This window comes from Microcoleus sp. PH2017_35_SFW_U_B (genome assembly GCF_020737865.1).
Lineage (GTDB): Bacteria > Cyanobacteriota > Cyanobacteriia > Cyanobacteriales > Microcoleaceae > Microcoleus.
In genome coordinates this window covers 58,920-85,825 of sequence record NZ_JAEQDE010000047.1, presented here as the reverse complement: position 1 = coordinate 85,825, position 26,906 = coordinate 58,920, and the positions used below count along the sequence as shown (strand labels likewise).

General features: G+C 43.7%; 21 protein-coding genes and 2 pseudogenes. 18 read left to right on the top strand and 5 right to left on the bottom strand.

Going from position 1 to position 26,906, the window contains the following annotated elements:
• Nucleotides 1-186: 186 nt before the first annotated feature.
• The 9 genes from JGK36_RS13770 to JGK36_RS13730 all read left to right on the top strand — a co-directional run bounded on the left by JGK36_RS13770 (nucleotide 187) and on the right by JGK36_RS13730 (nucleotide 13,108).
• A complete protein-coding gene (locus tag JGK36_RS13770) occupies nucleotides 187-2,826 on the top strand; it encodes a response regulator (RefSeq protein ID WP_293181209.1) in 2,640 nt (879 codons plus the stop codon).
• Nucleotides 2,827-3,381: 555 nt separating this feature from the next.
• Nucleotides 3,382-6,069 carry a response regulator gene (locus JGK36_RS13765; protein ID WP_293181212.1) on the top strand — a complete coding sequence of 896 codons (2,688 nt, stop codon included), beginning with the start codon at nucleotides 3,382-3,384 and terminating at the stop codon, nucleotides 6,067-6,069.
• Nucleotides 6,044-7,702 carry an adenylate/guanylate cyclase domain-containing protein gene (locus JGK36_RS13760; RefSeq protein WP_293181216.1) on the top strand — a complete coding sequence of 553 codons (1,659 nt, stop codon included), beginning with the start codon at nucleotides 6,044-6,046 and terminating at the stop codon, nucleotides 7,700-7,702. Before JGK36_RS13765 ends, JGK36_RS13760 begins: the two co-directional genes overlap by 26 nt.
• Nucleotides 7,703-7,770: 68 nt before the next feature.
• Nucleotides 7,771-8,286, top strand: coding sequence for a DUF1499 domain-containing protein (locus tag JGK36_RS13755; RefSeq protein ID WP_293197126.1), 516 nt, complete (start codon nucleotides 7,771-7,773; stop codon nucleotides 8,284-8,286).
• A 338-nt stretch (nucleotides 8,287-8,624) separates the two neighbouring features.
• A complete protein-coding gene (locus tag JGK36_RS13750; RefSeq protein ID WP_293181222.1) occupies nucleotides 8,625-9,479 on the top strand; it encodes a DUF2382 domain-containing protein in 855 nt (284 codons plus the stop codon).
• A 493-nt stretch (nucleotides 9,480-9,972) separates the two neighbouring features.
• The gene (locus JGK36_RS13745) at nucleotides 9,973-10,866 is read left to right on the top strand and encodes a DUF2382 domain-containing protein (RefSeq protein WP_293181225.1); all 894 of its coding nucleotides are present in this window, start codon (nucleotides 9,973-9,975) and stop codon (nucleotides 10,864-10,866) included.
• A gap of 476 nt (nucleotides 10,867-11,342) precedes the next feature.
• The gene (locus tag JGK36_RS13740; RefSeq protein WP_293197127.1) at nucleotides 11,343-11,828 is read left to right on the top strand and encodes a glutathione peroxidase; all 486 of its coding nucleotides are present in this window, start codon (nucleotides 11,343-11,345) and stop codon (nucleotides 11,826-11,828) included.
• Between the two features lie 336 nt (nucleotides 11,829-12,164).
• The gene (locus tag JGK36_RS13735) at nucleotides 12,165-12,308 is read left to right on the top strand and encodes a hypothetical protein (RefSeq protein ID WP_293181231.1); all 144 of its coding nucleotides are present in this window, start codon (nucleotides 12,165-12,167) and stop codon (nucleotides 12,306-12,308) included.
• 338 nt (nucleotides 12,309-12,646) lie between these two features.
• Entirely contained in the window at nucleotides 12,647-13,108 is a 462-nt protein-coding gene (locus JGK36_RS13730; protein ID WP_293181234.1) for a VOC family protein, read from the top strand.
• A 74-nt stretch (nucleotides 13,109-13,182) separates the two neighbouring features.
• Here JGK36_RS13730 and JGK36_RS13725 read toward each other — a convergent pair whose 3' ends face one another.
• A complete protein-coding gene (locus JGK36_RS13725) occupies nucleotides 13,183-13,605 on the bottom strand; it encodes a CHASE3 domain-containing protein (protein WP_293192293.1) in 423 nt (140 codons plus the stop codon).
• An 85-nt stretch (nucleotides 13,606-13,690) separates the two neighbouring features.
• On the bottom strand, nucleotides 13,691-14,065 hold the full coding sequence (locus tag JGK36_RS13720) for a hypothetical protein (protein ID WP_293200970.1): 375 nt from the start codon (nucleotides 14,063-14,065) through the stop codon (nucleotides 13,691-13,693).
• A 27-nt stretch (nucleotides 14,066-14,092) separates the two neighbouring features.
• Here JGK36_RS13720 and JGK36_RS13715 point away from each other — a divergent pair, with 27 nt between their 5' ends.
• The gene (locus JGK36_RS13715) at nucleotides 14,093-14,698 is read left to right on the top strand and encodes a hypothetical protein (protein ID WP_293181243.1); all 606 of its coding nucleotides are present in this window, start codon (nucleotides 14,093-14,095) and stop codon (nucleotides 14,696-14,698) included.
• A 229-nt stretch (nucleotides 14,699-14,927) separates the two neighbouring features.
• Here the strand turns inward: JGK36_RS13715 and JGK36_RS13710 are convergent, their stop codons facing one another.
• A complete protein-coding gene (locus JGK36_RS13710) occupies nucleotides 14,928-17,063 on the bottom strand; it encodes an ATP-binding protein (protein WP_293192290.1) in 2,136 nt (711 codons plus the stop codon).
• A gap of 338 nt (nucleotides 17,064-17,401) precedes the next feature.
• Here JGK36_RS13710 and JGK36_RS13705 point away from each other — a divergent pair.
• Nucleotides 17,402-18,615 (top strand): annotated as a pseudogene (locus JGK36_RS13705) (RNA-guided endonuclease InsQ/TnpB family protein).
• A gap of 32 nt (nucleotides 18,616-18,647) precedes the next feature.
• On the opposite strand, the gene JGK36_RS13700 reads toward JGK36_RS13705, so the two are convergent.
• Nucleotides 18,648-18,995: a hypothetical protein gene (locus JGK36_RS13700; RefSeq protein ID WP_293181249.1), complete on the bottom strand. Its 348-nt coding sequence runs from the start codon at nucleotides 18,993-18,995 to the stop codon at nucleotides 18,648-18,650.
• A 223-nt stretch (nucleotides 18,996-19,218) separates the two neighbouring features.
• Between JGK36_RS13700 and JGK36_RS13695 the strand changes: the two are divergent.
• Nucleotides 19,219-20,413: pseudogene (locus JGK36_RS13695) on the top strand (RNA-guided endonuclease InsQ/TnpB family protein).
• A 339-nt stretch (nucleotides 20,414-20,752) separates the two neighbouring features.
• Here JGK36_RS13695 and JGK36_RS13690 read toward each other — a convergent pair.
• The gene (locus tag JGK36_RS13690; protein ID WP_293200968.1) at nucleotides 20,753-20,992 is read right to left on the bottom strand and encodes a hypothetical protein; all 240 of its coding nucleotides are present in this window, start codon (nucleotides 20,990-20,992) and stop codon (nucleotides 20,753-20,755) included.
• 32 nt (nucleotides 20,993-21,024) lie between these two features.
• Between JGK36_RS13690 and cynS the strand changes: the two genes are divergently transcribed.
• From cynS to JGK36_RS13660, 6 genes are all read left to right on the top strand, one after another.
• Nucleotides 21,025-21,468 carry a cyanase gene (cynS, locus tag JGK36_RS13685; RefSeq protein ID WP_293181252.1) on the top strand — a complete coding sequence of 148 codons (444 nt, stop codon included), beginning with the start codon at nucleotides 21,025-21,027 and terminating at the stop codon, nucleotides 21,466-21,468.
• Between the two features lie 120 nt (nucleotides 21,469-21,588).
• On the top strand, nucleotides 21,589-21,711 hold the full coding sequence (locus JGK36_RS13680) for a hypothetical protein (RefSeq protein ID WP_293192285.1): 123 nt from the start codon (nucleotides 21,589-21,591) through the stop codon (nucleotides 21,709-21,711).
• Nucleotides 21,712-21,726: 15 nt separating this feature from the next.
• Nucleotides 21,727-22,959, top strand: a complete 1,233-nt coding sequence (locus JGK36_RS13675; protein ID WP_293181255.1) for a transposase — start codon at nucleotides 21,727-21,729, stop codon at nucleotides 22,957-22,959.
• Nucleotides 22,960-23,132: 173 nt separating this feature from the next.
• Nucleotides 23,133-24,515: an ATP-dependent protease ATP-binding subunit ClpX gene (clpX, locus tag JGK36_RS13670; RefSeq protein WP_293181258.1), complete on the top strand. Its 1,383-nt coding sequence runs from the start codon at nucleotides 23,133-23,135 to the stop codon at nucleotides 24,513-24,515.
• A gap of 94 nt (nucleotides 24,516-24,609) precedes the next feature.
• Nucleotides 24,610-25,398: a hypothetical protein gene (locus tag JGK36_RS13665; protein WP_293181261.1), complete on the top strand. Its 789-nt coding sequence runs from the start codon at nucleotides 24,610-24,612 to the stop codon at nucleotides 25,396-25,398.
• On the top strand, nucleotides 25,398-26,900 hold the full coding sequence (locus tag JGK36_RS13660) for a hypothetical protein (protein ID WP_293181264.1): 1,503 nt from the start codon (nucleotides 25,398-25,400) through the stop codon (nucleotides 26,898-26,900). Before JGK36_RS13665 ends, JGK36_RS13660 begins: the two co-directional genes overlap by 1 nt.
• Nucleotides 26,901-26,906 lie beyond the last annotated feature (6 nt).

Here is a 26,906-nt window from a genome sequence, read left to right as displayed (position 1 = left end):
TTGACAGTTGACAGTTGACAGTTGACAGTTGACAGCTACCCATAGCTGTCGATAGAAGAGGATTGAAGCAATGAATCATTCTACCGTTACCCAAAAAAGTTGGTAAAAAAATCGGTTGAAATCTGATTTTTTACCAAAATTGTAGCAGCAAAGAGAGAAGCAAAAAAAACTCCGGGAAGCAAAATCATGAAAAAACCTGTGATTGTTTGTATTGATGACGAAGCTGATGTTTTGAACAGTTTAAAGATTGAACTAAAAAAGGCGATCGGCGATCGGTGTATTATTGAAACAGCGCAAGGAGGAGAAGATGCTTTAGAGTTATTAACAGATTTACAGGCTGACGAACACGAAATAGCTTTAGTTGTTTCTGATTATATCATGCCGGATATCAAAGGAGACGAACTGCTCCAAATAATTCATGAACGATCGCCCAATACGCTGAAAATTATGCTGACCGGTCAAGCAGATTTGGAGGCAATCAGTCACGCTATCAAGTATGCCAAGCTGTACCGCTACATCCCCAAACCTTGGCAAAAGGAAGATTTGAAGTTAACAGTAGTCGAAGCAGTTCACAGCTATTTGCAAGACCAAAAGTTGGCTGATGAAGTTATTAAGGGGCGAGAAGCAAACAAGCAGTTGCAGATAGCCAACCAGGAATTGTCGGCAAGCGAAAGCCGATTGAATCAATTTTTAGCAGCTTTGCCTGTGGGGGTATCTGTTTACAATCCCGACGGCTCGATCGCCTATATCAATCATACCACCGAGCAGTTGCTGGATGCAGATACTGGGTTGGCAGACAGTATGCTAGGCAACAGTGTTGAACAATTAGTTGCAAGTTCTCAATTTTATGACGCCGAAAACGATCGGCTGTATTTCCCTGAAAATTTTCCGATCTTGCGGGCGCTGAGAGGGGAATATGTCAAGGTGAATGAAGTTGAAATCCTTCAATACGGGCTGACAATCACTCTAGAAATAAGTGCCAAACCTATTTTTGACAGCAACGGAAATATTGTTTTTGCGATCGCAGTTATTCAAGACATCAGCCAGCGCAAAGAATTAGAAAATTTCCTATCAAATTACCAGCGTACCTTAGAAGCTGAAATTGTAGAACGCACAGAACAATTGCAAAAAGCTGCCTTCGCCGCCGAAGCAGCAAACAGAGCGAAAAGTACCTTCCTTGCCAACATGAGTCACGAGTTGCGTACACCTCTCAATGCCATACTCGGCTTTACTCAAATCGTCGAACCCAGCCCGAATTTGACAGTAGACGACAGAGAAAATCTCAGAATTATTTATCGCAGCGGCGAACACTTGCTGACTTTAATTAATCAAGCTTTAGATTTGGCAAAAATCGAAGCGGGGCGGATGACACTTTTTCCGACTAACTTTGACCTTTACTGCTTGCTTGACGAATTGCAAGAAATGTTTGACCTGCGAGCAAAAAATCAAGATTTGCAGTTGATTTTCCAGCGCGATGCTGACATTCCGCAGTACGTGCGAACCGATGAAGTGAAGCTACGCCAGGTGCTAATCAATCTTCTGAGTAATGCGATGAAATTCACTCAAATCGGCGGGGTGTCAGTAAGAGTGCGCCGGAAGTTAGAAGGTATTTCAGCAGCGAATTCGATCGCAAATATAGCCAAAATAAGCGAGGAAGGGGAAATTGTCAGTCCCTTGAAAAATTCGACAGATTCAGATTTAGAAGCAAGCAATTATCCAGAAATTTCTATAATTTCCCGTCAGTCTGAAAGTAAAGTATTGGCAAAAACGGATAATTTAAATATTTCTAATTCTCTGTTTTTGGAGTTTGAAATAGAAGATACGGGAGTTGGTATTGCCCCAGAAGAAATGGGCAATCTTTTTCAAGCATTTGTGCAGACAGCATCTGGTCAAAAAGCTCAACAAGGTACTGGTTTGGGATTGACAATTAGCAACGAATTTGTACGGTTAATGGGTGGCGATCTAACTGTAGAAAGCCAGCTAGAACGGGGTACTATTTTTAGATTTGAGATTGAAGTTAGTGCAGTTGATTCCGCTGCAATTACTGTTCCAAAAAACATCCGTGAGGTGATTGGACTGGAACCAGATCAGCAATACTATCGAATTTTAGTTGTGGACGATCGCACAGACAACCGCAAACTGTTAGTCAAAATGCTTTCTGGCTTGGGTTTCGGAGTCGAAGAGGCTAGCAACGGCCGTGAAGCGGTAGAAATGTGGGAAAATTGGCAGCCGCACTTGATTTTGATGGATTTGCGAATGCCGGTGATGGACGGCTACGAAGCGACGATCGAAATTAGATCGAGGATACAGCGGAGAAAGGAAGAGGAACAAGGCGAGGGGAAGATGGATATTCCCAATCCTCAATTCCTGAACCCGAAGATTGTTGCTTTAACAGCTAGTACCCATGAAGATAAACGCTCTTTTTCTTTGTTGATGGGTTGTGATGACTTTATCAGAAAACCTTTCCGCAAAATGGATATATTTGATATGCTGAGCAAACATTTGGGGGTGAGTTATATTTATTCTGACTTGACAGGCTCTGATTCAATGGGCGATCGCAATAACCTATCAAATTCTTCTAATACTTTGTGTGCTTCTTTGCCCAACCTTCCCGCAGAATGGATAGATAATATGAGGCAGGTAATTCGCAGTGCTGATTTTGACTTAATTGGGATCACAATCGAGGAAATAAGGGCTGCTCATCCTGAATTTGCCGACATCCTTCAAGGTCATCTAGAGAATTTTGATTACCAAAAAATTCTCAACTTAATTCTCGAAGCAGAGAAATTCAATAGTACGGTTCATCAGTTGACAGTTGACAGTTGACAGTTGACAGCTACCTCTTCCGTCGATAGAAGAGGATTGGAACAATGAATCATTTTGTTTAATTTCCCCCTAAAAGGAAAGGCTTCAAACCCAATCTTTAGGCGTGAAGTTTGAAAAAAAAATATCTGGATGACTTATGGCTAAAAATAATAGATATAAGTGCTCGACTTTAGTGGTGGCAATATCAAAATTTTAGACTAGACTTGAATTGCAGTCATTCACAAACAATCTTGAAATCATCTGCATCGCTTACCAGTTTCTCTGTAAATCAAACCATGCAAAAGCTCTCAAATTTATCTGTGGTGTAAATCTCAAATCAACTTGCTGACCAAGAATTTCTTGATGGTACAAGCCCACGGATTTATCCGTGGAATTAATCCCAAATCGAAAATCTAAAATCCTCTCTTCCCCGGAATTTATCCGTGGGGTCAATCTAAAATCTAAAATCTAAAATCTAAAATCGATTGACTGGGGTGGTAAGGTAGTGAAACTGGCAAAAAAGCGAAACCAAACAACTATTTTTTGCCTTGGATAAGTAAATATTCAACAAAAAAAATGGCAAATAAATTTATGAAGAAACCTGTGATTGTTTGTATAGATGACGAGCCTGATGTTTTGGAAAGCTTAAAGATTGAGCTCAAAAAGGCGATCGGCGATCAGTGCATTATTGAAACGGCAGAAGGTGGAGAAGATGCTTTGGAATTGCTAGCAGATTTGCGGGCTGAGGAGCATGAAATAGCTTTGGTGCTTTCCGATTACATCATGCCGGATATTAAAGGGGACGAGCTGCTCAAACAAATTCACGAACAATCGCCCGATACCCTGACAATTATGCTGACGGGACAAGCCGATTTACAAGCTCTGAGCAACAGCATCAAGTATGCTAAGTTGTACAGATACATCCAGAAACCTTGGCAGGATGAAGATTTACAAATAACAGTGGTAGAAGCAGTACACAGTTATTTGCAAGACCAAAAATTAACAATTGAAACTATCAAGCGACAACAAGCCAACGAGGAGTTAAAGAGAGTCAATGCGGAGTTAGAGGTGGTAAACGCAGACTTGAAGCTAGCCAACGAGGAATTATCTGCGAGTGAAAGTCGGCTGAATCAATTTTTAGGAGCTTTGCCGGTGGGGGTATCTGTTTACAATCCCGATGGCTCGATCGCGTATTTGAATCATGCAGCGCAGGAATTGCTTGATTCACAAACTGTCCTCGCGAGGGCTGCCCAAACATGGCGTGGAATGGATCAATTTTATAACGGCGAGAGCGATCGCCTATATTTTCCTGAAAATTTTCCGATTTTACGGGCGCTGAGAGGGGAATCTGTCAAAGTTGATGATGTTGAAATCACTCAATACGGTTTGATAATTACTTTAGAGGTAACTGCTACGCCAATTTTTGACAGCAGCGGAAATGTTGTTTTTGCGATCGCAGCTATTCAAGACATCAGCGAGCGCAAAGAAGCAGAAAGAGTCCTAGCAAATTACCAGCGTACCTTAGAAGCTGAAATTGTGGAACGCACAGAACAACTGCAACAGGCTGCATTAGCTGCCCAAGCAGCAAACAGAGCGAAAAGTACGTTTCTCGCCAACATGAGCCACGAGTTGCGTACCCCCCTCAATGCCATACTCGGTTTTACTCAAATCGTCGAATCTAGCCCAAATCTAACAGCAGAAGACCGAGACAATATCAAAGTTATTCACCGCAGCGGCGAACACTTGCTGACTTTAATCAATCAAGCTTTAGACTTGGCAAAAATCGAAGCGGGCCGGATGATTGTTTTTCCGACAAACTTCAATCTCTACGACTTGCTTGACGAAATGGAAGATATGTTTCAACTACGAGCGAAAACTCAAGGTTTGCAGTTAGTTTTTCAGCGAAATACAGATGTTCCGCAGTACGTGCGAACTGATGAGGTAAAACTGCGCCAAGTGCTAATCAATCTCCTCAGTAATGCCATGAAATTTACCAGAGTTGGCGGGGTATCTGTAAGAGTGAGGCCTCTTAGGCAAGGCAGTTCGGCAGGGACAGATGTAGGGGATGTCATGGATGTAACAGATAGAAGTAATAGAGAAGAAGCAAGAGGACATGATTCAGAAGGCGAAATTGTCATTGCCGGTGAAAATCCTACAAATTTAGATGGTTCGACAAGTTACAGTCTGCCTGAGAGTGAAAAATTGACGGAGAATAATTTAGATTTGTCTGGTTCGTTGTTTCTGCAATTTGAAGTAGAAGATACAGGAAGTGGCATTTCTCCCGAAGAATTGGGCAAGGTTTTTCAAGCCTTCGTGCAAACAGAATCCGGTCAAAAAGCTCAAAAAGGGACGGGTTTAGGCTTGACGATCAGCAGCCAATTTGTACGGCTAATGGGCGGCAATATTACTGTGGAAAGCGAGCAAAATCGAGGTACGATTTTTAGATTTGAGATTGAAGTTGATGCAGTTGATGCCGCTTCGATTCCTACCCCGGAAATCAGCAGCCTGGTGATGGGAGTGGAACCAGATGGGCCATCCTACCGGATTTTAGTTGTGGACGATCGCAAAGACAACCGCCAACTTTTAGTTAAAATGCTTTCTCCCTTGGGTTTTGCAGTGAAACAGGCTAGCAACGGCCGTGAAGCGGTAGAAATCTGGGAAAACTGGCAGCCGCACTTAATCTTGATGGATTTGCAAATGCCGGTGATGGATGGCTGCGAAGCGACGATGGAAATTAGACTCAGGATACAGCAGAGACAGTCCAAGCAAGCAATGGGGGAGGAAATCAACGTCTCTGGTGTCGAACCTCTGATTCCGAAGATTATTGCTTTGACAGCTAGTACCATTGAAGGGAGGCGATCGTTTGCTTTATTCGTCGGCTGCGACGATTTTATTAACAAACCCTTCCGCAAAAATGATATCTTTGATACCCTTCACAAACATTTAGGGGTGAAGTATCTATACTCTAACTCAACGGATTTGATGTCAGCGGGCGATCGCCACAATCTATCTGACTCCCAGTCTAATGATGCGCTTGCTTATTTACCCATACTTCCCGCACAATGGATAGATCACATGAGGCAGGTAATCCGCAGTGCTGATTTTGACTTAATTGGGATAACAATCGAGGAAATAAGGGATGCTCATCCTGAATTTGCCGAAATCCTCCAGGGTCATCTCGGTAATTTTGATTACCAGAAAATTCTCAATTTAGTTGCCGAGGCGGAGGAATCTGATCGTGGAGATGAAGGCGGAACAAACTGAAAACTATCAAGCAGATATTTTAGTAGTTGACGATACGCCAGACAATCTGCGTTTGTTGATTAGAATCTTGCAAAAAAATGGCTATAAAGTTAGACCTGTTACTAATGGTTTTTCGGCTATAGATGCAATTCAGTCTAGCGTCCCAGATTTGATTTTGCTGGATATTATGATGCCGGATATTAACGGTTATGAATTATGTCAAAAACTAAAAGTACAACCGCAATTTAGCGAAATTCCCATCATTTTTATCAGCGCGTTAGAAGAAGGAATAGATAAGGCAAAAGCTTTTGAAGTAGGCGGAGCAGATTATATCACAAAACCTTTTCAGGTTAAAGAAGTATTGGCGCGAGTGAGCAATCAACTGACCGTGCGTTCTTTGCAAATGCAACTGCAAGAAAAAAATCAAAAATTGACCGATCAAAATGTCCAGTTGCACCAGGAAATTGCCGATCGCCGTCAGGTTGAAATGGAAACAAGATTGCTGCTGGAGGCAACTCAAGCTATTAGCAAATCTGACGATTTTGAGTCGGCTATAGATGTGATTTTAGGTTTAATTTGTCAAACTATTGAATGGAATCTGGGCGAAGCTTGGATTCCTAACAGTGACGGCGTTTTAAGATGTGCTAGAGGCAGGTACGTCAGCGATTTGAGTTTTGCCCAATTCAGACAGACAAGTTGGCAGCTAACTTTTGCTCCTGGTGCGGGACTCCCAGGGAGGATTTGGCAGTCGCAGCAGTCCGAATGGATCGAGGATGTTTCTACTGCACCGGAACAAGTGTTTCTGCGATCGGAAATTGCGGTAAATGTGGGATTGAGAGCGGCTTTTGGTTTGCCAATTTTGGCGGACAACCAAGTGTTAGCTATTTTGATTTTTTATCGCGAAAAAGTTCTGGAATCTCAGCCGCGTTTGCTGGAATTGGTGAGTGCGGTTGCTACGCAGCTCGGTTCGCTGATTCAGCGGAAACAAGCTGAAGCAGCGCTGAAATTGCAGCAAAAGCAAACAGAGAAATTGCTGCTGAATATTTTGCCTAAACCTATTGCTGAGCGCTTGCAAAAAGAGCAAAAGCTGATCGCGGATCATTTTGATGAGGTGACGGTATTGTTTGCTGATTTGGTTGGTTTTACAGAGTTTTCGGCTCACAAAAGTCCGACGCAGTTGGTAGAAATTTTGAACGGGATTTTCTCGGAGTTCGATCGGTTGTCTGAGTTGCACGGGTTGGAAAAGATTAAGACGATTGGGGATGCTTACATGGTGGTTGGGGGTTTGCCGACGGCGCGCCCGGATCACTCTGAGGCGATCGCACTTTTAGCTTTGGATATGCAGGTAGCTTTGAGAAAGTTTAATCTCAAAATTGGAGAAGGTTTTCAATTGCGGATCGGAATTCACAGCGGTTCGGTGGTGGCGGGCATTATTGGGATTAGCAAATTTAGCTATGATTTGTGGGGAGATACTGTGAATGTTGCTTCGCGGATGGAGTCGAACGGATTGCCGGGTAAAATTCAAGTGACGGCGAAGACTTACGAGCGTTTGAAAGAGCAGTTTATTTTTGAAGAACGGGGGCCTATCACGGTTAAAGGTAAAGGAACAATGCTGACTTACTGGTTGCTCGAAGAACAAACTCAATCTATTTAGGTTTGAGATGTCAATTTCAATTAATATTAAAATTAGATCTAAATCGCACTTTCTGGAGGACTCATCCTTTGCAAACAGTTGAAACAAAATCGCCGACAGCATTGAAAAGAGTCCTAGTTGTTTTAATATCGCTGGTAGCTGTAGCGGTACTGGCGATCGCAACTTTTACCCTAATTCCCGGAGAAAAAACCATGTTTGCTGGAAAAAGACCTACTAATATCGGCATTGTATCAGGAAAACTGGCAGCGTGTCCTGCTTCCCCCAACTGCGTCAGCAGCTTCAGTCAAGATGCCGAGCACCAAATTGAGCCTTTGGCTTACACTTCGTCGCCTGCTGAGGCTATGGCTAAGCTCAAAGGGGCGATCGAGTCCTCGGGCAAAACTAAAATTATCACCGCAACCGATAATTACCTGTATGCGGAGTTCACCAGTGCTTTGATGGGCTTTGTGGATGATGTGGAATTTTTGGTAGATGATGGGGCAAAGGTGATTCACGTGCGATCGGCTTCGCGTCTGGGACAGTCGGATTTAGGAGTCAACCGCAAACGCATAGAAACCATCAGAGATCAACTAAATCCACTCTAAACCTAAAATTTATAGCTTTCCTGAAGCCTCTCTCCTGCAACATTCTGAAACTACAGGTACGTTGTTGGGCTTTAGCCCTCTTTAGACTGATAGAGAAAGAGGGCTCAAGCCCAACTACGTACCTAATTTTTATTTCGTTCCTCGCAATCACACTAGCCCTAACTGAACCGTATTGTGACTCAATCAGGTATTGAATAGCTGAGCGCGCTAGCACCGACACCGCGCTGTATTCCTATAGTATTAAACGCCCTAAATTGAGCAGTTCAGACTTTAGGGAGAGGGAAGTTAAGCCATTAATTTCTACTATTAATTTAAGTAGAGCGACGAGGAAAAAACACATGGCACTTCAAAGAATTGCAGATTTTGAGCCTAATTATAAGGAAGAAATATTTGCTGGAGACGACATCAAGGGATTTGATGTTTATGCCGGCGACTCTGACGAAAAAGTAGGCACCGTTTATGACGCATTGGTTGATGAAACTGGCCGTTTTCGCTATCTGGTAGTTGATACCGGTATTTGGATTTTTGGTAAAAAAGTATTGCTGCCGATCGGTTCGGCCCGCTTCGACTACGGAGCCCATCGCGTCTACGCCACAGGCCTTCGCAGCAAAGCTCAAGCAGAACAATTGCCGGCTTACAATGAAATGGAACCCCTAGATTACGATCGCGAAGAACAAGTAAGAGGCGTCTACCGCAATCCAGGCACAGCAGCGACAAGCACTGCAACTCCTGCTAGCTACGATCGCAGCAGCTACAGCTACGATATCGATCGCCCCCTCTACGAAACCAACGAACAGAACCACCAAAATCTCAAGCTTTATGAAGAACGCTTGATTGCCAACAAAAACCGCGCCAAAACAGGTGAAGTAGCAGTTGGTAAGCGGGTGGAAACTGAAACAGCAAGAGCTTCAGTACCCATTGAAAAAGAACGAGTCGTAATCGAGCGAGTCACACCAGTCGAAGCTGGTAGAGTAGTTTCAGTCGGCGAGGCTGACTTCCAATCAGGGGAAGTTGCACGCATCGAAGTCTACGAAGAAACGGCCGACATTCACAAGGAAGCCTACGTGCGCGAAGAAGTCAACGTCAGAAAAGAAGTTGTTCGCAGCACGGTTGACGGGGAAGAAACCTTGCGCCGTGAAGAATTAGACATTCAGACTGACGGAACTCCGGTTGTAGATAATAAAACTATCTAAACCAACCGCAGGAAGTCTTGAATAGGAATTACGCATTAATCACATAATTCTCTCACCGCACAGGTTTGAATTTGGCGATCGCGCAATTCCTAGATGACGCAATACGCTTCAGTTAAGCCCGATTCCCCCTTAAGAAGGGGGGGAAAAGAGTATTCTTCAAGTCCCCCTTTTTAAGGGGGATTTAGGGGGATCTCCGAGGACTCAACAGTTTTAACCCAAGCGTATTCCTATATAACGGCGGGTGGAGTGCGAAACTTGCCGGTTTTGGCCAAAGTTTATGCACTTTCCCCGCCTTTACCAGAAAGAATTGGTTGAAAGCCCCAAGCTTTTTCGGGAGAAATTAAAATCAGACTATTCATTACTCCAATCCTCTGACTTCTAGGTAGAGGTCGGTTTCCTTCGGTCAACTGTCAACTGTCAACTGTCAACTGTCAACTGTTGAACAATTCGCCCCAATTCATAATAAAAATCCCTAAGCAGGAAAGTTTTAAAAATGAACGGTCAAGCATCAGCCGAAAAAGTAGCCACAGCCAAATCAAATACCCGTCTCAACCGGGTGCCGGAAAAAGTCAGGACTAAGCTAAAAAGTTTTACAGTAAAAGACAACCAAGGTCACTTGGTAGGCAAAATCAAAGATGTCTATTTCGATCCTAACGGTCAGCTAAACTTTGTGGTATCAGGGCTAGGTCGCGAAAACCCCCGCATTTTTTTAGTAAGTATCAAGCTGCTCAAAAAAGTAGATTATCATCAAAAGACTCTGTTTGTAAGTATTAAGTCCGATGCAGTCGATCTGCTGCCCGGAATTGGGGGAACGGCAGAGTATGAGTATTTAGGAAAATCCTCAGAACAGCTTGATGAAGTGAGCAATAGCGAGTCAACTAATCCCTCAACAGTTATGTCAAATCTAACAGATGCCGATCGCCAAAATGAACATTTAGAGACCGATGAGGATGACGAAAACTTGGATATTGTCGATCGAGAAGTAATTCGCCTGCTAGAAGAACGATTGGTAATCAATCGCAGCAAGCGCAAAGTCGGCGAAGTCATAGTCCGCAAAGAAATTGAGACTCGGATGGTACAAGTGCCGATCCAGTGGGAAAAGTTGATTGTCGAACAAGTCGGCGACGATCCGAAGGTTTTGGCAGAGATAGATTTGGGCGAGGGAAACATCACCGGTATAGATTTGGCAGAGATTAAGAGCGATCGCCAGGAACCGACAGTTAAGGCAGAATTTACGTCTGTGCAGAAAGCTAGCAAGATCTTAAATGCGATCGCCTCTCAACCCCGCCACGGTTGTGTCAAAGTCCGCCTAGAAATAGTTTTGGAAGACAAGCAACTTGAGGATACCTACCAAAAATGGATGACGGAAAGCCACTCAGATAAGTGAGGTACGTTGTTGGGCTTAAGCCCTCTTATACTTATCGTGTAGTAAACGGGGTCGCATCAAAAACTCCATTTACAGTCATACCTCATCTTTCGTTATAAATGTTATATATAAAGAGCGCTCAAGCGCAACTACGTACCTATTGTCTTAAGCAAACGGTATTGTCTTATATATAGCCTTTCTCAAAAAGATGAGGTATGACTGACAGCTTACATAACCCTTAAACGTATAGGGCTTTCTTCCCAACAACGTCCGCGAATCTTTCGCTTGATCCGCTATATATATGCAAGAGCGCTGAAGCGCAACTACGTACCTATTGAAAAATTTCATCGGGTTCACAAATATCTCTACTCTAATATCCGCCGGAACTCTGCAAACCCCCCTGGTCTGGATTTTTTAATTTTGAGCGATCGGCAAATCGACAAAATCTTACCAAATTGCGGTAAAATTGTGCTAGTCAAATTTAGAAATATTTGAAAATGCCCAGCACCATCTCCGACATTAATGTAAAAACGATCGCAGGCGCAGACAAGCAGCTAGGAGAGTACACTGGCCAGGTACTCTTGATAGTTAACGTAGCTTCCAAATGCGGCTATACACCTCAATACAAAGGACTCGAAGAATTGAGCCAGAAGTACGGCGCCGCCGGACTCCGCGTTTTAGGATTTCCCTGCAACGACTTCGGAGCTCAAGAACCCGGAAGCAACGCAGAAATCGTCAATTTCTGCACTACAAAATACGGTGTCAGCTTTGAATTATTTGACAAAGTAAGCGCTAAAGGCAGCCAGCAGCACCCCCTGTACGCTAAGCTTACGAATGCAGTCGATCCAAAAGGTGAGGTTTCCTGGAATTTTGAAAAATTCTTAGTTAGCAAACAGGGTGAAGTGGTTGCCAGATTCCGCAGCAGCGTGGGCCCAGATTCGCCGGAATTGATCGCTGCGATCGATCGAGAATTGGCAAAATAAGCAGTTCGCCAACGGATTTTTTAACCGATGTAACGGATGGATGTTTAGTTATTGTAGGGTGCGTCAGGGCTAAATGTTTTGCATACAGACTAACAATTTTCTCCCTGATACCAATTTTTTATGAGGCTGCTCCCGAATCTGATCCCCCCTAACCCCCCTTAATAAGGGGGGGACTGGAATCTTCTCAAAGTCCCCCTTCTTAAGGGGGATTTAGGGGGATCGGAATATGTGCAACTTCACATTAAATTGGTATGACGCACCCTACGGTTAGTTAGCTTGTTTTTTCTTCTCTTCCTCATTGTTGAGAAGCAATCAACAATTAACAAATACCGGTGATTGGATTTAATTGGAGAACGTTTTAATTTAATGGAAAATACATCGGGATTAGATTTAGCCGTAGGTTTACTGGCGTTCGCGATTCTGGGAGGCGGGCTGGCCATGCTATTTGTAGGTATGGCATCGTTCCCTAAAGAAAAGTAACAATAATTGAGATTAAGTCCTCACGATCAAACTTTAAATGGGTTCGTAGTGAGGACTTCAGTCCTTATAGAACCCATTTGACATCTTTGAGTTTTTGGGTTTGGTGACTAGAAATATAGACAGAAACCAGTTTCTGAGATTTACGCTAATGTCGAGAAACCGGGTTTCTACGAGTTTTTGGGTTGGGTGACGAGAAATATAGAGAGAAACCCGGTTTCTCAGATTTACGCAAAATAGATCTCAAATGGGTTCTATAGAAATCTGAGGACTGAAGTCCGAACGATCGAACTCTGAGGAAATTTAACATCATCCAATTTTAACAGTAGCAATTGACAACCATGCAAACTACCGAAAGCACCGTCAAAATTGCCTTGGCGCCGGGGAACTTGCGCCGGGTTCACCATATCGCTTTAAACGTGCGCGATATGAAAGCTTCCTGCCACTTCTACGGTACAATTCTCGGCTTACACGAACTCACAGGTGCAGAAATTCCCGCAAGTTTAACCGAAATGGTGGCTGCTGGTAAAGTCGCTAATTTCATCACTCCAGACGGGACTGTGATTGACTTATTTTGGCAGCCAGATTTGGAACCGCCAAACCCAGATCCCCAAAAGGCTTTTACTCGCGCTAACCACTTGGCCTTTGACATCGATCGCGATTTGTTCGATCGCGCTCTGGAAGTGCTAAAGTCTAATGAAATTGCGATCGACAGTGGCCCGGTCACGCGCGCTACAGGACGCGGCATTTACTTTTACGATCCCGACGGATTTATCATCGAAATCCGCTGCGATCCTGCTTAAATATTTGCCAGCAGGACGATCGGTGCGGATTGCTCAGAGCGCGAGCGAGAAGATCGATCGCACTCGGTACTTTTTTAAATTTGTGCAAATCCCTGATCTGGCAGTTGATTTTCTCCCACCGCAATTTCGAGTTGAGCCAGCAGCGGAGGCAAACTCTTCTTTGCTTCTAAATATGGTGCTAGAAAATCGCGGCGCTTCGTCAACCCGTAACCCCGAATGCCCGTTTCCGCATCCACCACAGTGGTTAACAAGCGGTTGGTTCCGTGAAGTATTTCCTTATGAGTATCTGCTCGCTTTCTTATCTGTATTGCACTATCCCGGAGTCCTGCAATTGCGATCAGCGAAGCAAACAGACAAATCACGGGGATAGCAACGATGACTGTTCCCCGCTGGCGAATTGGTCGGTCTGTCCATACAAAGTGGACGAAGCGATCGAGCAAATACTTCACGGATATTGTGAGGAGAAAGTTTGCTGCCAGTATATCGCTTTTTGGCAATTTATGCTATGGAACAGCTTGTTTTTTTTATGTTTGGCGATCGCCCGGGCGTAACCGTAGAAACTAGATTATGCCCCGGCGATGGCTAGCTACTGACAGTGACAGAAGATTTTTTAGCAAGGTTTTTAAGCCCAAGCAAGGAGAAGGAAAAGCGTTTTTTCGGCAGCGAGATAGCAGGCACAGCAGAAACACTTGTTTCTACTTTACTTTCCTGTTCGCTTTCGGCTTTGGGTTTCAAACTAGAGTCTGTTTCGCAAACATTCTGAACTGCTGGAACTACAGTCCATTTGCCTGTAGTGGGATCGCGATAAGAAGTGAAAGGATTTATTTTTAGCGGTTGACTGCAAGGTTTAATCATCTCGATGCACTCCTTTAATTTTGAGAACTTGTGCACTGCTGTCGGTGGCATTGCTATCTCGGCAGTAGAGGCCGCAGTTTGAAGGTTCAAGGGAGAAGGCAAAAAGCCGAATTGTGTTTCTGGGTTCTTATGCCTTTGATAATTCCTGATTTCCTGTTAACTTTTGCCTTCTACTGGTTAGCGACGATAGCATTACTTTTACCAAATTGCCTTTGTATAAGCAATACCCCCACCCCCCCCCTGTGGCAGGTTGAGGTGCGGATTTTAAATGCAGGAAGGCGCTATATTCTGGTTGTGGCACAAGTTTGGGATAATAAAAGTATTCTAGGCTGGGAAAAAATGCGACTGTGTGATCGGCAACAGAGGTCGATCGCGATCGGTATCACAATTAACAGGGAATTGGTTATTGGTTATTGGTTATTGGTTATTGGTTGTTGGTTATTGGTTGTTGGTTATTGGTTGTTGGTTATTGGTTATTGGTTATTGGTTGTTGGTTATTGGTTATTGGTTGTTGGTTATTGGTTGTTGGTTATTGGTTGTTGGTTATTGGTTGTTGGTTATTGGTTGTTAGTAATGGCGAATTATTGCATCTTTTACCCATCCGTTAAATCTGTTAAATCCCCATCGCATGGGGAGCATCTCAGTTTTGCAAGAAACATTTTTTATCTTTCGTGCTGTCCCCGCACAGCAAAGCTTATACACGCACGCGAGCGGGGACGCTCGCACTATAAATAATGCAAAACTGAGATGCTCTCCATCGCGTGCTCGTTGCCTTCTTCCTTCTCCCTTCTCCCTTCTCCCTTCTCCCTTCCTTCTTTCTTCTTTCTTCTTTCTTCTTCCTTATGACCAATGACAACTGTCAACTGTCAACTGTCAACTGTCAACTGTCAACTGTCAACTGTCAACTGTCAACTGTCAACTGTCAACTGTCAACTGACAACTGTCAACTGTCAACTGTCAACTGTCAACTGTCAACTTTGACCTTTAATTGAACAATAAAAGTAGAGCCAACACCTAACTGACTCTCAAGAGTGATATCGCCGCCCATCATCTGGCAAAACAAGCGGCTAATCGCCAATCCCAAACCAGTGCCTCCGTACTTGCGAGTAGTCGAAGCATCCCCTTGCATAAAAGGTTGAAACAAACCCTGCTGCTGTTGTTCAGACATTCCAATCCCCGTATCAGATACCTGCAAATAAACCCAATCGCTATCGCCTGCTGGCTCGCGAGTGGCGCCCAGCAGCACCGTTCCACCTTCGGTAAACTTGAGGGCATTTGAGAGCAAATTAAACAAAATTTGCCTGACTTTAGTTAAATCTGCATACATTACTCCCAAATTTGGAGAGCAAGAAACTTCTAATTGATTGTGATTTTTTTCAACTAAAGGGTGCAAAGTTGCAACAACTTCTTCTATTAAATTGCCGAGGTCAAATTCTTCTAAGTAAACCTCCATCCGACCGGCTTCTATCTTAGAAAGGTCGAGAATATCGTTAATTAAAGTCAGCAAGTGTTTGCCGGCGTTACGAATTTTTTGGGTATCGGGGATGAAGTCATCGAGTCCGGAGTCCAGTGCTTCTTCTTCTAGCATTTCGCTGTAACCGATAATGGCGTTGAGCGGCGTTCGCAGTTCGTGGCTCATATTGGCTAAAAAAGTGCTTTTAGCTCTGGAAGCTGCTTCTGCTTTGTGTAAGGCTTCTTGCAAGGCGATTTCGGCTCTTTTACGATCGGCAATTTCGCTGCGGAGCAGTTGATTGGTGGCGGTGATTTGAGCGGTGCGCTGATCGACGGTCATTTCTAGCTGCGCTTTGGCTTTGGAGAGTGCTTCCTGAGCTCGCTGGCGTTCAAATCCTTCGATCGCCAGCGCGACTAAATTTGCTAAAGAATCGGCGAAGGTGCGCTCCTCCAGAGCCCACTGGCGGGGCGCGCCGATATGTTCTAGAGAGAGGATGCCCACGATCTGGCCGCCGAGCCTAATTGCTACATTTAAGATCGATGAATTTGGCTTGCTCTTATTCGGCAGCACACCGGAATGTTCGGCGATCGATGATAAGTGGCACAAGTTTGTTTCGATCGAGTTTTGAGTGTGCGGCGCCGGTTCTAAACCATTGTCTTCAGCTAGATTTTCGCCCGGCGCGTCGTTTTCTATATCTAAAATTGAAAATTTTAAATCGCTTGCTGATATGCACTGGCGGCTCAAATGATGCTCGTGAGTGCGATCGTACAAGTCGAGACAAACTAATTTGAGGTTGGGGATTTTAAATTGAGAATGATTGACTGACTCGTTATCGTTTCGGGGGGCCGCCTCTGTATCGAGAGATTCTTTTTGGTTGCGGGCGATCGCTCTGTGGGTAAAATTTAGCTGAGGATCGATCGGGTAGCCAGTTCCCAATCTGTCGTGGTTGTAAAGCCAGACGCTGACTTTTTCCACCTCCAAAGTGCGCGCAGCAGCCTCAGTAATTTCGCGAATTCCCACAGTCAGCGCACCGCTGTTGAGAGTCCTCTGCCGCCCTAGCTGCAACAGGGCCAGACTCTGCCGCCGGAGCCGCTTTTCGCTCTCTTGGAGAATGTTTTCTGCTTGCTTGCGCTGAGTGAGATCGTACAAGGCGCACAATGCCGTCGGCTGACTCTTAAACTGGAGGGACTGAACCGAGAGAATTGCCCAGAAAGGGGTTCCGTCTGATTTTTTGCAGTGGAGTTCGTAGTTTTGCAGGTATCCGTCTTGGGCGAGGGCTTCGAGTACCTTTGGGCGATCGGCGGGGTTGAGGTAAAAGTCTGGGGTACAGCAGCCGATCAATTCTTCTAGGGGTATGTTTAGCAGAGAAGCCAATTGAGCGTTTGCATACAAAATTAAGCCGTCCGAGAGACGAGAAACCAATACCGGAACGGGAGTTGCCGAGGCGATCGCCCGAAACTGCTGTTCGCTTTCGCGCACGGCCAACTGAGCTTGAGAGAGCAAGTGAGCTTCCATCGTATCCGAATGTTGGGTGGTAGTCTCCAGCAAGATTTCTAGATCGGACTTTTCGCGTTTCAAGTTTTCTAGTTCCGCACTCAGTCGCTGAACGTCCAAAAGTAGCTGTTCTCTCGATGGTTCTTCCTGCATAGCAATTGAAAATTGGTAATTTTTAGTCTGAGAGGGAAGTTTTTTACAGTTTGGTGCTAACTTAACTATGACTTATTCGCATTAACTTCAGGTGCTCTCATCCTGGTTCCCCAAGGCGGGATAGGTGAACACCTTTACCTTGTGCGATTTACCGAAAATCTGGGTTTAAAGCCCCGTCATAAGCTTGACGGCTTTACAAAGTACCAACGGTAGAATGCGGGTTCTGGGTTCCAGTATCTGTGAAATATTAACGGTAGAATGAGGCTTTGGGTCGCTGCTCAAAAAACAGTCCGGGGTATTGATATAGGCAAGTGTAATATAAGATAGGAGGTAAGACAATGCTAGTTTTTGAGTTCAAAACATATGGGAAATCCAGTCAGTTCGCGGCAGTAGATGAAGCAATTCGTACTGCCAAATTCATTCGCAATAGTTGTATACGCTATTGGATGGATAATCAAAAGGTTGGTCAGAACGATCTACAAAAATACTGCGCTGTACTGGCTAAAGAATTCCCATTTGCTTCAGAACTCAACTCAATGGCTAGACAAGCTAGCGCAGAGAGAGCATGGTCTTCTATCTCCCGATTCTACGATAACTGTAAACGGAAAGTTACGGGTAAAAAAGGGTTTCCACAATTTCAGAAAGATTGTCGTTCTGTTGAATACAAGACATCTGGTTGGCAACTTGCTTCGGACAGAAAATCCATAACTTTTAGTGACAAAAAAGGAATTGGAAGGTTAAAACTGAAAGGGACGCGGGATCTAAACTTCTATCAAATTAGCCAGATTAAACGGGTGAGATTGGTAAAAAGGGCGGATGGTATATACGTTCAGTTCTGTATTGATTTTAACCGAACGGAGAATACAAAACCAACCGGAAATACCATAGGTCTAGACGTTGGTTTAAAGGAATACTACACCGACTCTAACGGATTGATGGTTGGAAATCCTAAGTTCCTCCTCCGGAGTGAAAAAGTTCTTAAACGTTCAGGGCGACGTGTCTCTAGAAAGGCAAAAAATTCAAAAAATAGAGGCAAGGCTAGACAGATTCTAGGTAAGCGACACCTCAAAATAAGTAGGCAACGTAAAGACCACGCTGTAAAGTTAGCGCGGTGCGTAGTTCAGTCCAACGACTTGATAGCTTACGTAGGCGCTTCGCCGTGCCGAAGGCAGATTTGAGAATCAAAAACATGGTGAAGAATCACTGTCTGGCTAAGTCTATTAACGACGCATCTTGGTATCAATTTCGTGTCTGGCTTGAATACTTTGGCAAAGTATTTGAGAGGGTAACGGTGGCGGTAAGTCCGCAATATACCAGCCAAGAATGCTCCCTTTGCGGTGTAATTGTGAAGAAAACGCTATCTACTAGGACGCACGTCTGTAAGTGCGGTTGTGTAATGGATAGAGACGAAAACGCAGCTAGAATCATCCTGAGTCGAGGATTAGGTACGGTAGGGCATACCGGAACCTTTGCACTTGATGCAAGCAACGCTTTAGGAGATGAAGCCTCTACTCTTGTTGGAGAAATCCTGCTCGAGCAAGCTACATCGTAGATTAAAGAATCCCGCGGTACGGCCGGGGAGTGTCAATAATCCAATTCTAAGTGTAAGGAAGGCATCAGCCGCTGCAAGTTCTTGAGCGATTTTCCCTGCCATGGTATCTGTTTTGAGCCTTGTATGCTGATTTGAATATTTTTTAGCTGGCGCACTTTGATCACAAATTTTGATATAATGTTAATTCCTGAACTATTTAAAAATTCTAGTTTTCGCAAGTCTAGAGTAATCATATTAGGCGAGGAGTCCGTCACTTCGTTGAGCAGATCGACGATCGGCGCGTATTCTTCCATCTGGCTGATGCGAAACGAGCCGCAGCAGGTAACTGTTTGGGTAGCGCGATCGTACTCAATGCTGTAATCTTTGGTCTCAATATCCATACTTTTGTCACTTGTCGGTTATGAACGGTAAAGGGGCTTTGGCTGCGGGAGCGAGGATGGAGAGTCAGTCTATGTTAGATTTAAAAATTGAAGAATGAGAGATTTACCAAAAGATTGGGTCTAAAGCCCCGTCCTTATAGGACGGCTTTAATTGCGGGTGTAAAGATTCATAAATCAGTTTATTTATACTCACAATAGTTTATAAACATGATAAAATAGTTCCATGATTGTACTAGAGTTTAGGTTGAAAGGCAACCCACAGCAATACCGAGTCATCGACGAGATGATCCGCACAGCTCAGTTTGTCCGAAACAAAGCTCTTAGATATTGGATCGACAATCAGGGAGTCAAACTACTTGACCTCTACAAACAATGCGCCATCATGGCGAAAGAGTTTGAATGGGCAGGAAAACTTAACTCAATGGCGCGTCAAGCGATGGCCCAACGTGCCATTTTTGCTATTCAACGTTTCTTCTCTAATTGTAAAGCTAAGAAGCCAGGAAAAAAGGGATATCCGCAATTCAAAAAGCACACTCGTTCCGTAGAGTATAAGACATCAGGTTGGAAGCTTTCTACCGATAAAAGATGTCTGACTTTTACGGACGGTTTTGCTGCGGGAACATTCAGGTTGCTCGGTAGTCGAGACTTGCATTTCTACTCACCCAAGGAAATCAAACGAGTTAGGGTAATTCGTCGTGCCGATGGTTACTACACTCAGTTTTGTATAAATGTAGAGCGGACAGAATCAGTGATTCCGACTGGTAAAGCTATTGGGATAGATGTGGGATTAAACCATTTCTATACCGATAGTAGTGGGGAGACCATGACAAATCCTCGGCATCTTCGTAAAAGTGAAAAAGCTTTAAAGCGGTTGCAGAAACGAGTTTCACGGAAAAAGAAAGGTTCTGGTAATCGAAAGAAAGCAATCAATAAGCTAGGTAGAAAACACTTGAAAGTTAGTAGGCAGCGCAAAGACTTCGCCATTAAGACGGCGTTGTACGTGGTGAAATCTAGCGATTTCGTAGCTTACGAAGACCTTCAGGTGAGAAATATGGTGAAAAACCATAAACTTGCGTTGGGAATTAGCGATGCAGCGTGGTCACAGACTTGATCATTATTTGCAATACTTTGGAAAAGTGTATGGTAAAACAGTAGTTGCTGTAGCACCTGGGTACACTTCCCAAGATTGCTCAAGTTGTGGAAATCGTGTCCAGAAGTCGCTATCCGTCAGAACTCATATTTGCCTGTGTGGCACGGTGTTAGACCGCGACCATAATGCAGCTTTGAATATCCTAGCGAAGGGATTAAAGCAATCAGGAATTATTTTAAATACGGTGGGGCACACCGGAATTAACGCTTGGGGACAGACCGACCTCTACTCGTTGGTGGTGGCATCAACGAGCAAGTTGACTGATTGATCCAAGAATCCCCGTGCGTTCACGCCGGGGAGTGTCAATACTCCACAGATGAATCTGGGAGCAGAGGAACCTGATTCTAAAATTTGGGGCGACTGGCGACTCCTGTCGGGGAATTCTATCCGTGTTTGGGCGGGGGGCACGCTGGCACGATCCAAACTGGGCCGTTTGCCTTTGTTTGTGTAACTTGCACTGGATATACTGCCAACTGTATCATTGTCAGAGGGCAGTTAGGAGTGTTTTTGGGGATTGATCTGTTGCGAGGCAATTTGAAATAAATCATCCAACTGTAGACCAGCTCTAAACCCTGGTAGTCATCAATTATTCCCAATCTCAAATCTTCTATACTACTATGCAAAACTTGTATAAGTTGTCAATCGATAAATTCGGGGGAAGAGAGGATTTTCGATTTTCGATTTGGGATTGATTCCACGGATAAATCACGTGGCGGGTACCACAGGTCGAAATTCGCTTGTCAAGGTTGATGAGACCTGGTTTTGCTGAAGCTCTGCGATCGATCGCTTCTGTTTTTTCGATCGAGTTGCCATTGACAAAATCACCAAAATGTGAGAGATATTTCATATCTGGTACAGCAGTGAGTTGGAGAATATTTAATGGCAACTTCAGAAATTACAGAAAAGCTTTTGGCTGCTAAAAAAGCTAAGGGAATTAGTTTTGCCGAGTTGGAAAAAGTTTTGGGTCGCGACGAAGTTTGGATTGCGGCGGTTTTTTACCGTCAAGCTACCGCATCGTTGGATGAAGCCGAAAAAATTGTCTCGGCTTTGGGATTGGATGGCGAGACGGCTGCGGTGCTCTGCGAACCTCCGTTAAAAGGTTCTTTGGATGCAGCAGTTCCGGTTGACCCGTTGATTTATCGCTTCTATGAAATTATGCAGGTGTACGGGATGCCGCTCAAAGCAGTGATCCACGAAAAATTTGGTGACGGGATTATGAGCGCGATCGACTTTAGTTTGGATGTCGAGAAAGAAATAGACCCAAAAGGCGATCGAGTGAAAATAATTATGTCGGGAAAATTTTTGGAATACAAAAAATGGTAAGCCAGTTTGGTTTCGGCAGAAGGCTTGCTTTCGGGACTTATGTAGAAGGCCTTGCCTTCGTCAGAATTTTTTATTATTCCCAAGGACTAAGGTAATATAGGGGTATGAAGCGGTCGGACTATGCCAAGAAAGCAGGAGTTTCCTATAATACTGCTCGCAGATGGTGGAAATCTGGTCAGAGCGAGGGCGATCGGCAAGGAAAACCGAGAAGTGAATTTTAGAGTTGCAGTCGAGTTCAGCTAGCAAAGGAGAAGAAGAATGAGATTGGTAGAGCGTCACATTATTGATAAAAGTCACAGTTTCTCTAAGGAGTGCGACGATTTAGCATGGCGTTCCAAAAATCTCTACAACTATTGTAATTACTTAGTGAGGCAGTCTTTTGTTTTAGAGAATACTTATCTTGATAATTGCCAAATCTATCATGAAGTTAAATCTCATGAATCCTACAAGGCGCTTCCTGCCAAAGTCAGCAATCAAGTCCTGATTAGTCTGCATCGAAACTGGAAGTCATTTTTTGAGGCTATGAAGGAATGGAAACAAAATCCAGGCAAGTTTTTGGGCAAACCTAAATTGCCGAAGTACAAAGATAAGCTCAAAGGACGTTTCTGCGTTGTCTATGAGAAAGGAGCGATTAGCAAGCCTGCATTAGTCAAGGGATTAGTAAAGCTTTCCAAGACAAGCATTGAATTTCCCACTAAATGTCAAAATGTTCAACAGATTAGAATCATCCCGCAATCAGGTCAGTATGTCATCGAGGTAGTCTATGAAATAGCATCAAAGCTTAACCAGTTAAACTTCCAGCATATTGCAGCAATTGATATTGGAGTCAGTAACTTAGCGGCAGTAACTTCAAATCAGAAAGGGTTTAATCCTTTATTGATTAACGGCAAGCCACTCAAAGCACTCAACCAGCACTACAACAAGCAGAAAGCTAAGCTGCAATCTCTGCTCAAAGGTAAAGCTCAAACATCAAAGCGAATTCAGCAATTATCCGCTAAGAGAAACAATCAAGTTGATGGTTACTTGCATAAGGCTTCTCGCTTAATCATTAATTATCTGCTCCCGAATGAAATAGGAACGCTGGTTATCGGTAAGAATGATTTATGGAAGCAGGAGTCGAGTCTGGGAAGAAGAAACAATCAACAATTTGTTTCTATTCCTCATGCAAAGTTTGTGGAGATGCTGACTTACAAAGCTGAGTTAGTTGGAATTAAAGTAATTCTCACCGAAGAAAGCTACACTAGCAAATCAAGTTTCTTAGATAATGACCCAATCCCAACTTATGGAAAGAAGGACTCAGCACTCAAGTTCAGTGGACGTAGGATAAAGAGAGGACTCTACAAGTCAGCAGACGGAACAATAATCAATGCTGACGTAAATGGTTCTTATAACATACTCAGGAAAGTATTCCCAACAGCACTTGTGTATAGGGATAGTGGGTGTGCAGTTCGCCCGATTCGGATAACACCGAATGAATTTAAAAAAGCATGACAGGATATTTGTCCATGTTTTTGCTAACTGTTAACTTAGAAATAGAGTCCGCGAAGCTTGACTGGTTTTGGTGTCAGATCGGGAAACCTTTCTAGGGCTGAGTACTCGATCGAGCCCGCTGCAACTTCCCCAGTCAAAACAAACAACCGCAACCGTAAAGTAAGAGGCTAAATATGTCAAAATATGACTCCCATCTCAGATGCTCCTTTTGCGGTAAGTCGCAGGAGTACGTCCGCAAGTTAATAGCTGGGCCCGGCGTCTACATTTGCGATGAATGCGTGGAATTGTGCAATGAAATTTTAGAGGAGGAGTTCTTTGACTCTAGCAAAACAATTGGTCAACAGATTCCCCAGTCAGAGGTGCGAGAGTCTCAGGGACAAGGATCGAAACGCCAGAGTCGATCGAGCAAATCGAAAATTGTTCTAGCTCAAATTCCCAAACCCACAGAAATTAAACAGCATTTAGACAACCACGTCATCGGCCAGCACTCAGCCAAAAAAGTCCTTTCTGTAGCAGTTTACAATCATTACAAGCGCTTGAGCGTAGACCAAGCCAAAGACAGCGGCAAGTCTTCCCCCGACAGCGATGTCGAACTGCAAAAATCCAACATCATGCTAGTCGGGCCGACAGGTTGCGGCAAAACCTTGTTAGCGCAAAGTTTGGCACAAATGCTCGAAGTTCCCTTTGCGGTAGCTGACGCGACGACGCTGACAGAAGCTGGATATGTCGGCGACGATGTAGAAAATATTTTGCTGCGGCTGTTGCAAATGTCAGATTTTGATGTGGAATCTGCACAGCGCGGGATTATTTATATTGATGAAATTGACAAGATTGCTCGCAAAAGCGAAAACACTTCGATCACGCGGGATGTATCGGGAGAAGGAGTGCAGCAAGCGCTACTAAAAATGTTGGAAGGAACGGTGGTTAATGTGCCTCCGCAAGGCGGTCGCAAACATCCTTACCAAGATTTTATTCAAGTTGACACGAGCAAGATTCTATTTATTTGTGGCGGTGCTTTTGTCGGTTTAGAAAAAATAGTAGAACAGCGTTTGGGTAAAAAATCTTTGGGCTTTATTCAGCCAACAGAAAGCGACAGCAACTCGACTTTGCCGGCAAAGGATAAGCGGGCGGCTGATATTTTGCAGCAGGTACAGCCGGATGATTTGGTTAAGTTTGGTTTGATTCCTGAGTTTGTCGGGCGGATTCCGGTGGTGACGGTGATTTCGCCGCTGGATGAGGCGGCTTTGATGCAGATTTTGACTGAGCCCCGGAATGCGCTGGTGAAGCAGTATCAGAAGCTGTTGAAGATGGATAGCGTGGAGTTGGAATTTGAGCCGGATGCGCTGCGGGCGATCGCCCAGGAAGCCTACCGACGCAAAACCGGCGCGAGAGCTCTCCGCAGCATTTTGGAGGAGTTAATGCTCGATGTGATGTACGAATTGCCTTCCCGCAAGGATGTGGCTCAGTGTACGATTACGAAGGAAATGGTCGAGAAGCGATCGACTGCCGAGTTGCTGTGGCATCCCGCATGGCGGCAACAGCACGAAACAGCTTAATTTGTAGTATGTAAGGTGCGCACCCTACAAGCCGTAAGGTGCGCATTGCGTGTGAAAATTTTGGGAGCTGTCGATCGGGTTACAGTAAAATAAAATGAGTTCTAATGAATCAGGTGTCGATGAGTCAGTAACTAATCAGTCAGCATTAGCCAAACTACTCTGTGGAAATGTCGTTCCTGATGGAGGTGAAATTGATGAGGTGCTAAGTCATTTATCCGCGTCAATTGATAATGTTGTTAAAGAGCTAGTAAGACTAGAATCCCTCAGTGATAACCAAATTTCATTATTTGCCCCATTTTTAGGTAGAAGTATACTGGAATTGGGATGTACCGCACTGATTGCGAGGCTCGATCCTTTTAGAGTCCTCCTACTTAGGGAATATCAAAGGCACTCCCATTATCAAATAGATAAGCCTAATAAGTCGTCTATACATTGGCAAGGTGATGTTTTAGCCAAAAAGGTCAATAATCTTTGGGAGGATAAGTCACTGGAAAACCCTACTAGAGCTTTGCTTGGAGATTATTATAAGACACTAATATGGTCTGCTAACTTTGATAAGCTGTTGGATGCAATCAGAGATGTCAGCGGGGATGAATGGATAGTCAATCTTAGAACAAAATCTTTTGAAAGATTCTATAATGAAACTTTAAATGATTTTTCAAGTCTCTACTCTGAACTTTCAAAAGGAATACATCACGAACTGGTGATTCCTTTAAGTTCAGCCTTGGATCGAGACACAACTCAACAACTGATAGAGAAAACAGTTCGTAATATCGCTACCCTTGGGTTATTTGTTTCTGTAGTCAGTCATGCAGTGAATAAACTCGATATTCAAGTAGCGATCACCGCTTATAAAGAAATTCAAGAAATGGGAGTTTTCTAATGGTTAATGCTATTTCTGAAAATTCATCACTGATCTTAGCCGCAGAAGATTGTTCGCCTGAAGAGTTTGAGAAACTGCATTATTTCTCAAAACAAGAGCAGCGCTTTATTTCAAATTTGATTGCTCATGGCCCAGTGTTATTAAAAGGGGCGCGTGGTAGTGGAAAAAGTGCGCTTATGATAGAAGCATCAAGAAGAATGTATCCTGAAAATAATTTAAGCTCTACATTTGGCATATACATCAGTCTTCGTCATCTTGAATTACTCAGAAGTGACGGTAAGAAGTATGAAATAATGTTATGTCAGCTAATAATTGATGCCGTAAATAAGACAGTTATTAAAGCAGGTAATCTCTTTGACTTTGAAGCTTTGCCAAACATCACATCACTTCAGAGAGAATTATCTAGTTTATCGAGTGCATCTGGGAAAAGGATAGTTATTTTATTTGATGACGCGGCTCACATTGGTCGGGAAGCTCCGCTGCATGAATTTTTCGATATATTTCGGACTTTATCGAGCAGTACAATATCATGTAAAGCTGCTATTTACCCGGGAGTTACTAATTTTGGAACAAGGTTTGATGTATATAATGATGCTACGGTGATCGATGTTTCAAGGAATGATGAACTAAAAGACTATAATACTAACTTTGCCGAGATAATTAGAAAAAGGTTTTATCAGCAGCTTCCTGAAGAGTCTTTCTCTGGTCAATTTGGTTTAGAAAATGTTGCGGGGTTTATGGGACGGGCTGTACTTGGAAACATGAGGGGATTTATATTTGCATGGAATAGTCTGTCGGAAAACTGTGGAGAACACAAGATTAGTTTAGCCCATATAACCAAGACACTGATAGACCTTGCAAGTAATTACTATTGGCCCTTGATTGAAGAGCTTAAGCCCAAACTTGGCATATATGCACCAATGCTCGATCCTGCAAGGGAGATTGCAGAATCAATATTTCAGCAGGCTGGTGAGCAAAATAAGCAGAATGTACTTATTTTAAGAGAAATTGCACAACGTCTATCAAAGCCGTTAGAACTACTTGAATATACTGGATTTATTTCAATTCGAGATGTTTCACGGGCAATGAAATCCAGGGGACGAGGAACAAGATATAGCTTGAATCTATGCACATTGTTGGAAAAAACTACGGGAGCTCGGGTCACTAATGAAATTTATACTAGGTGGTTAAATGAGCAAAATGAGAGAAATGAACCCTTAGAATTACACAAAACAAGTAAATTGTTTAAAATTCAATTGCCTGAATTACCTGAGCATGGTGAAATGCTAATATTAAATGAAGATATTAGCAAATTAAAAAAATCTCACGCATATCCTTATGGACTCACAGAGCGCAAAATTGATATATTGAAAGCTGCTGGATACCTCACGGTGTCTGAATTGGTAGAAGCCAGCGACGAGTCTTTGTTAAATCTTAAAGAGATAGGTATGGAAAACTTAAAGCGAATCCGCAGTACAGTTGCTCAAGCAATCTGGATGTAACTAAAA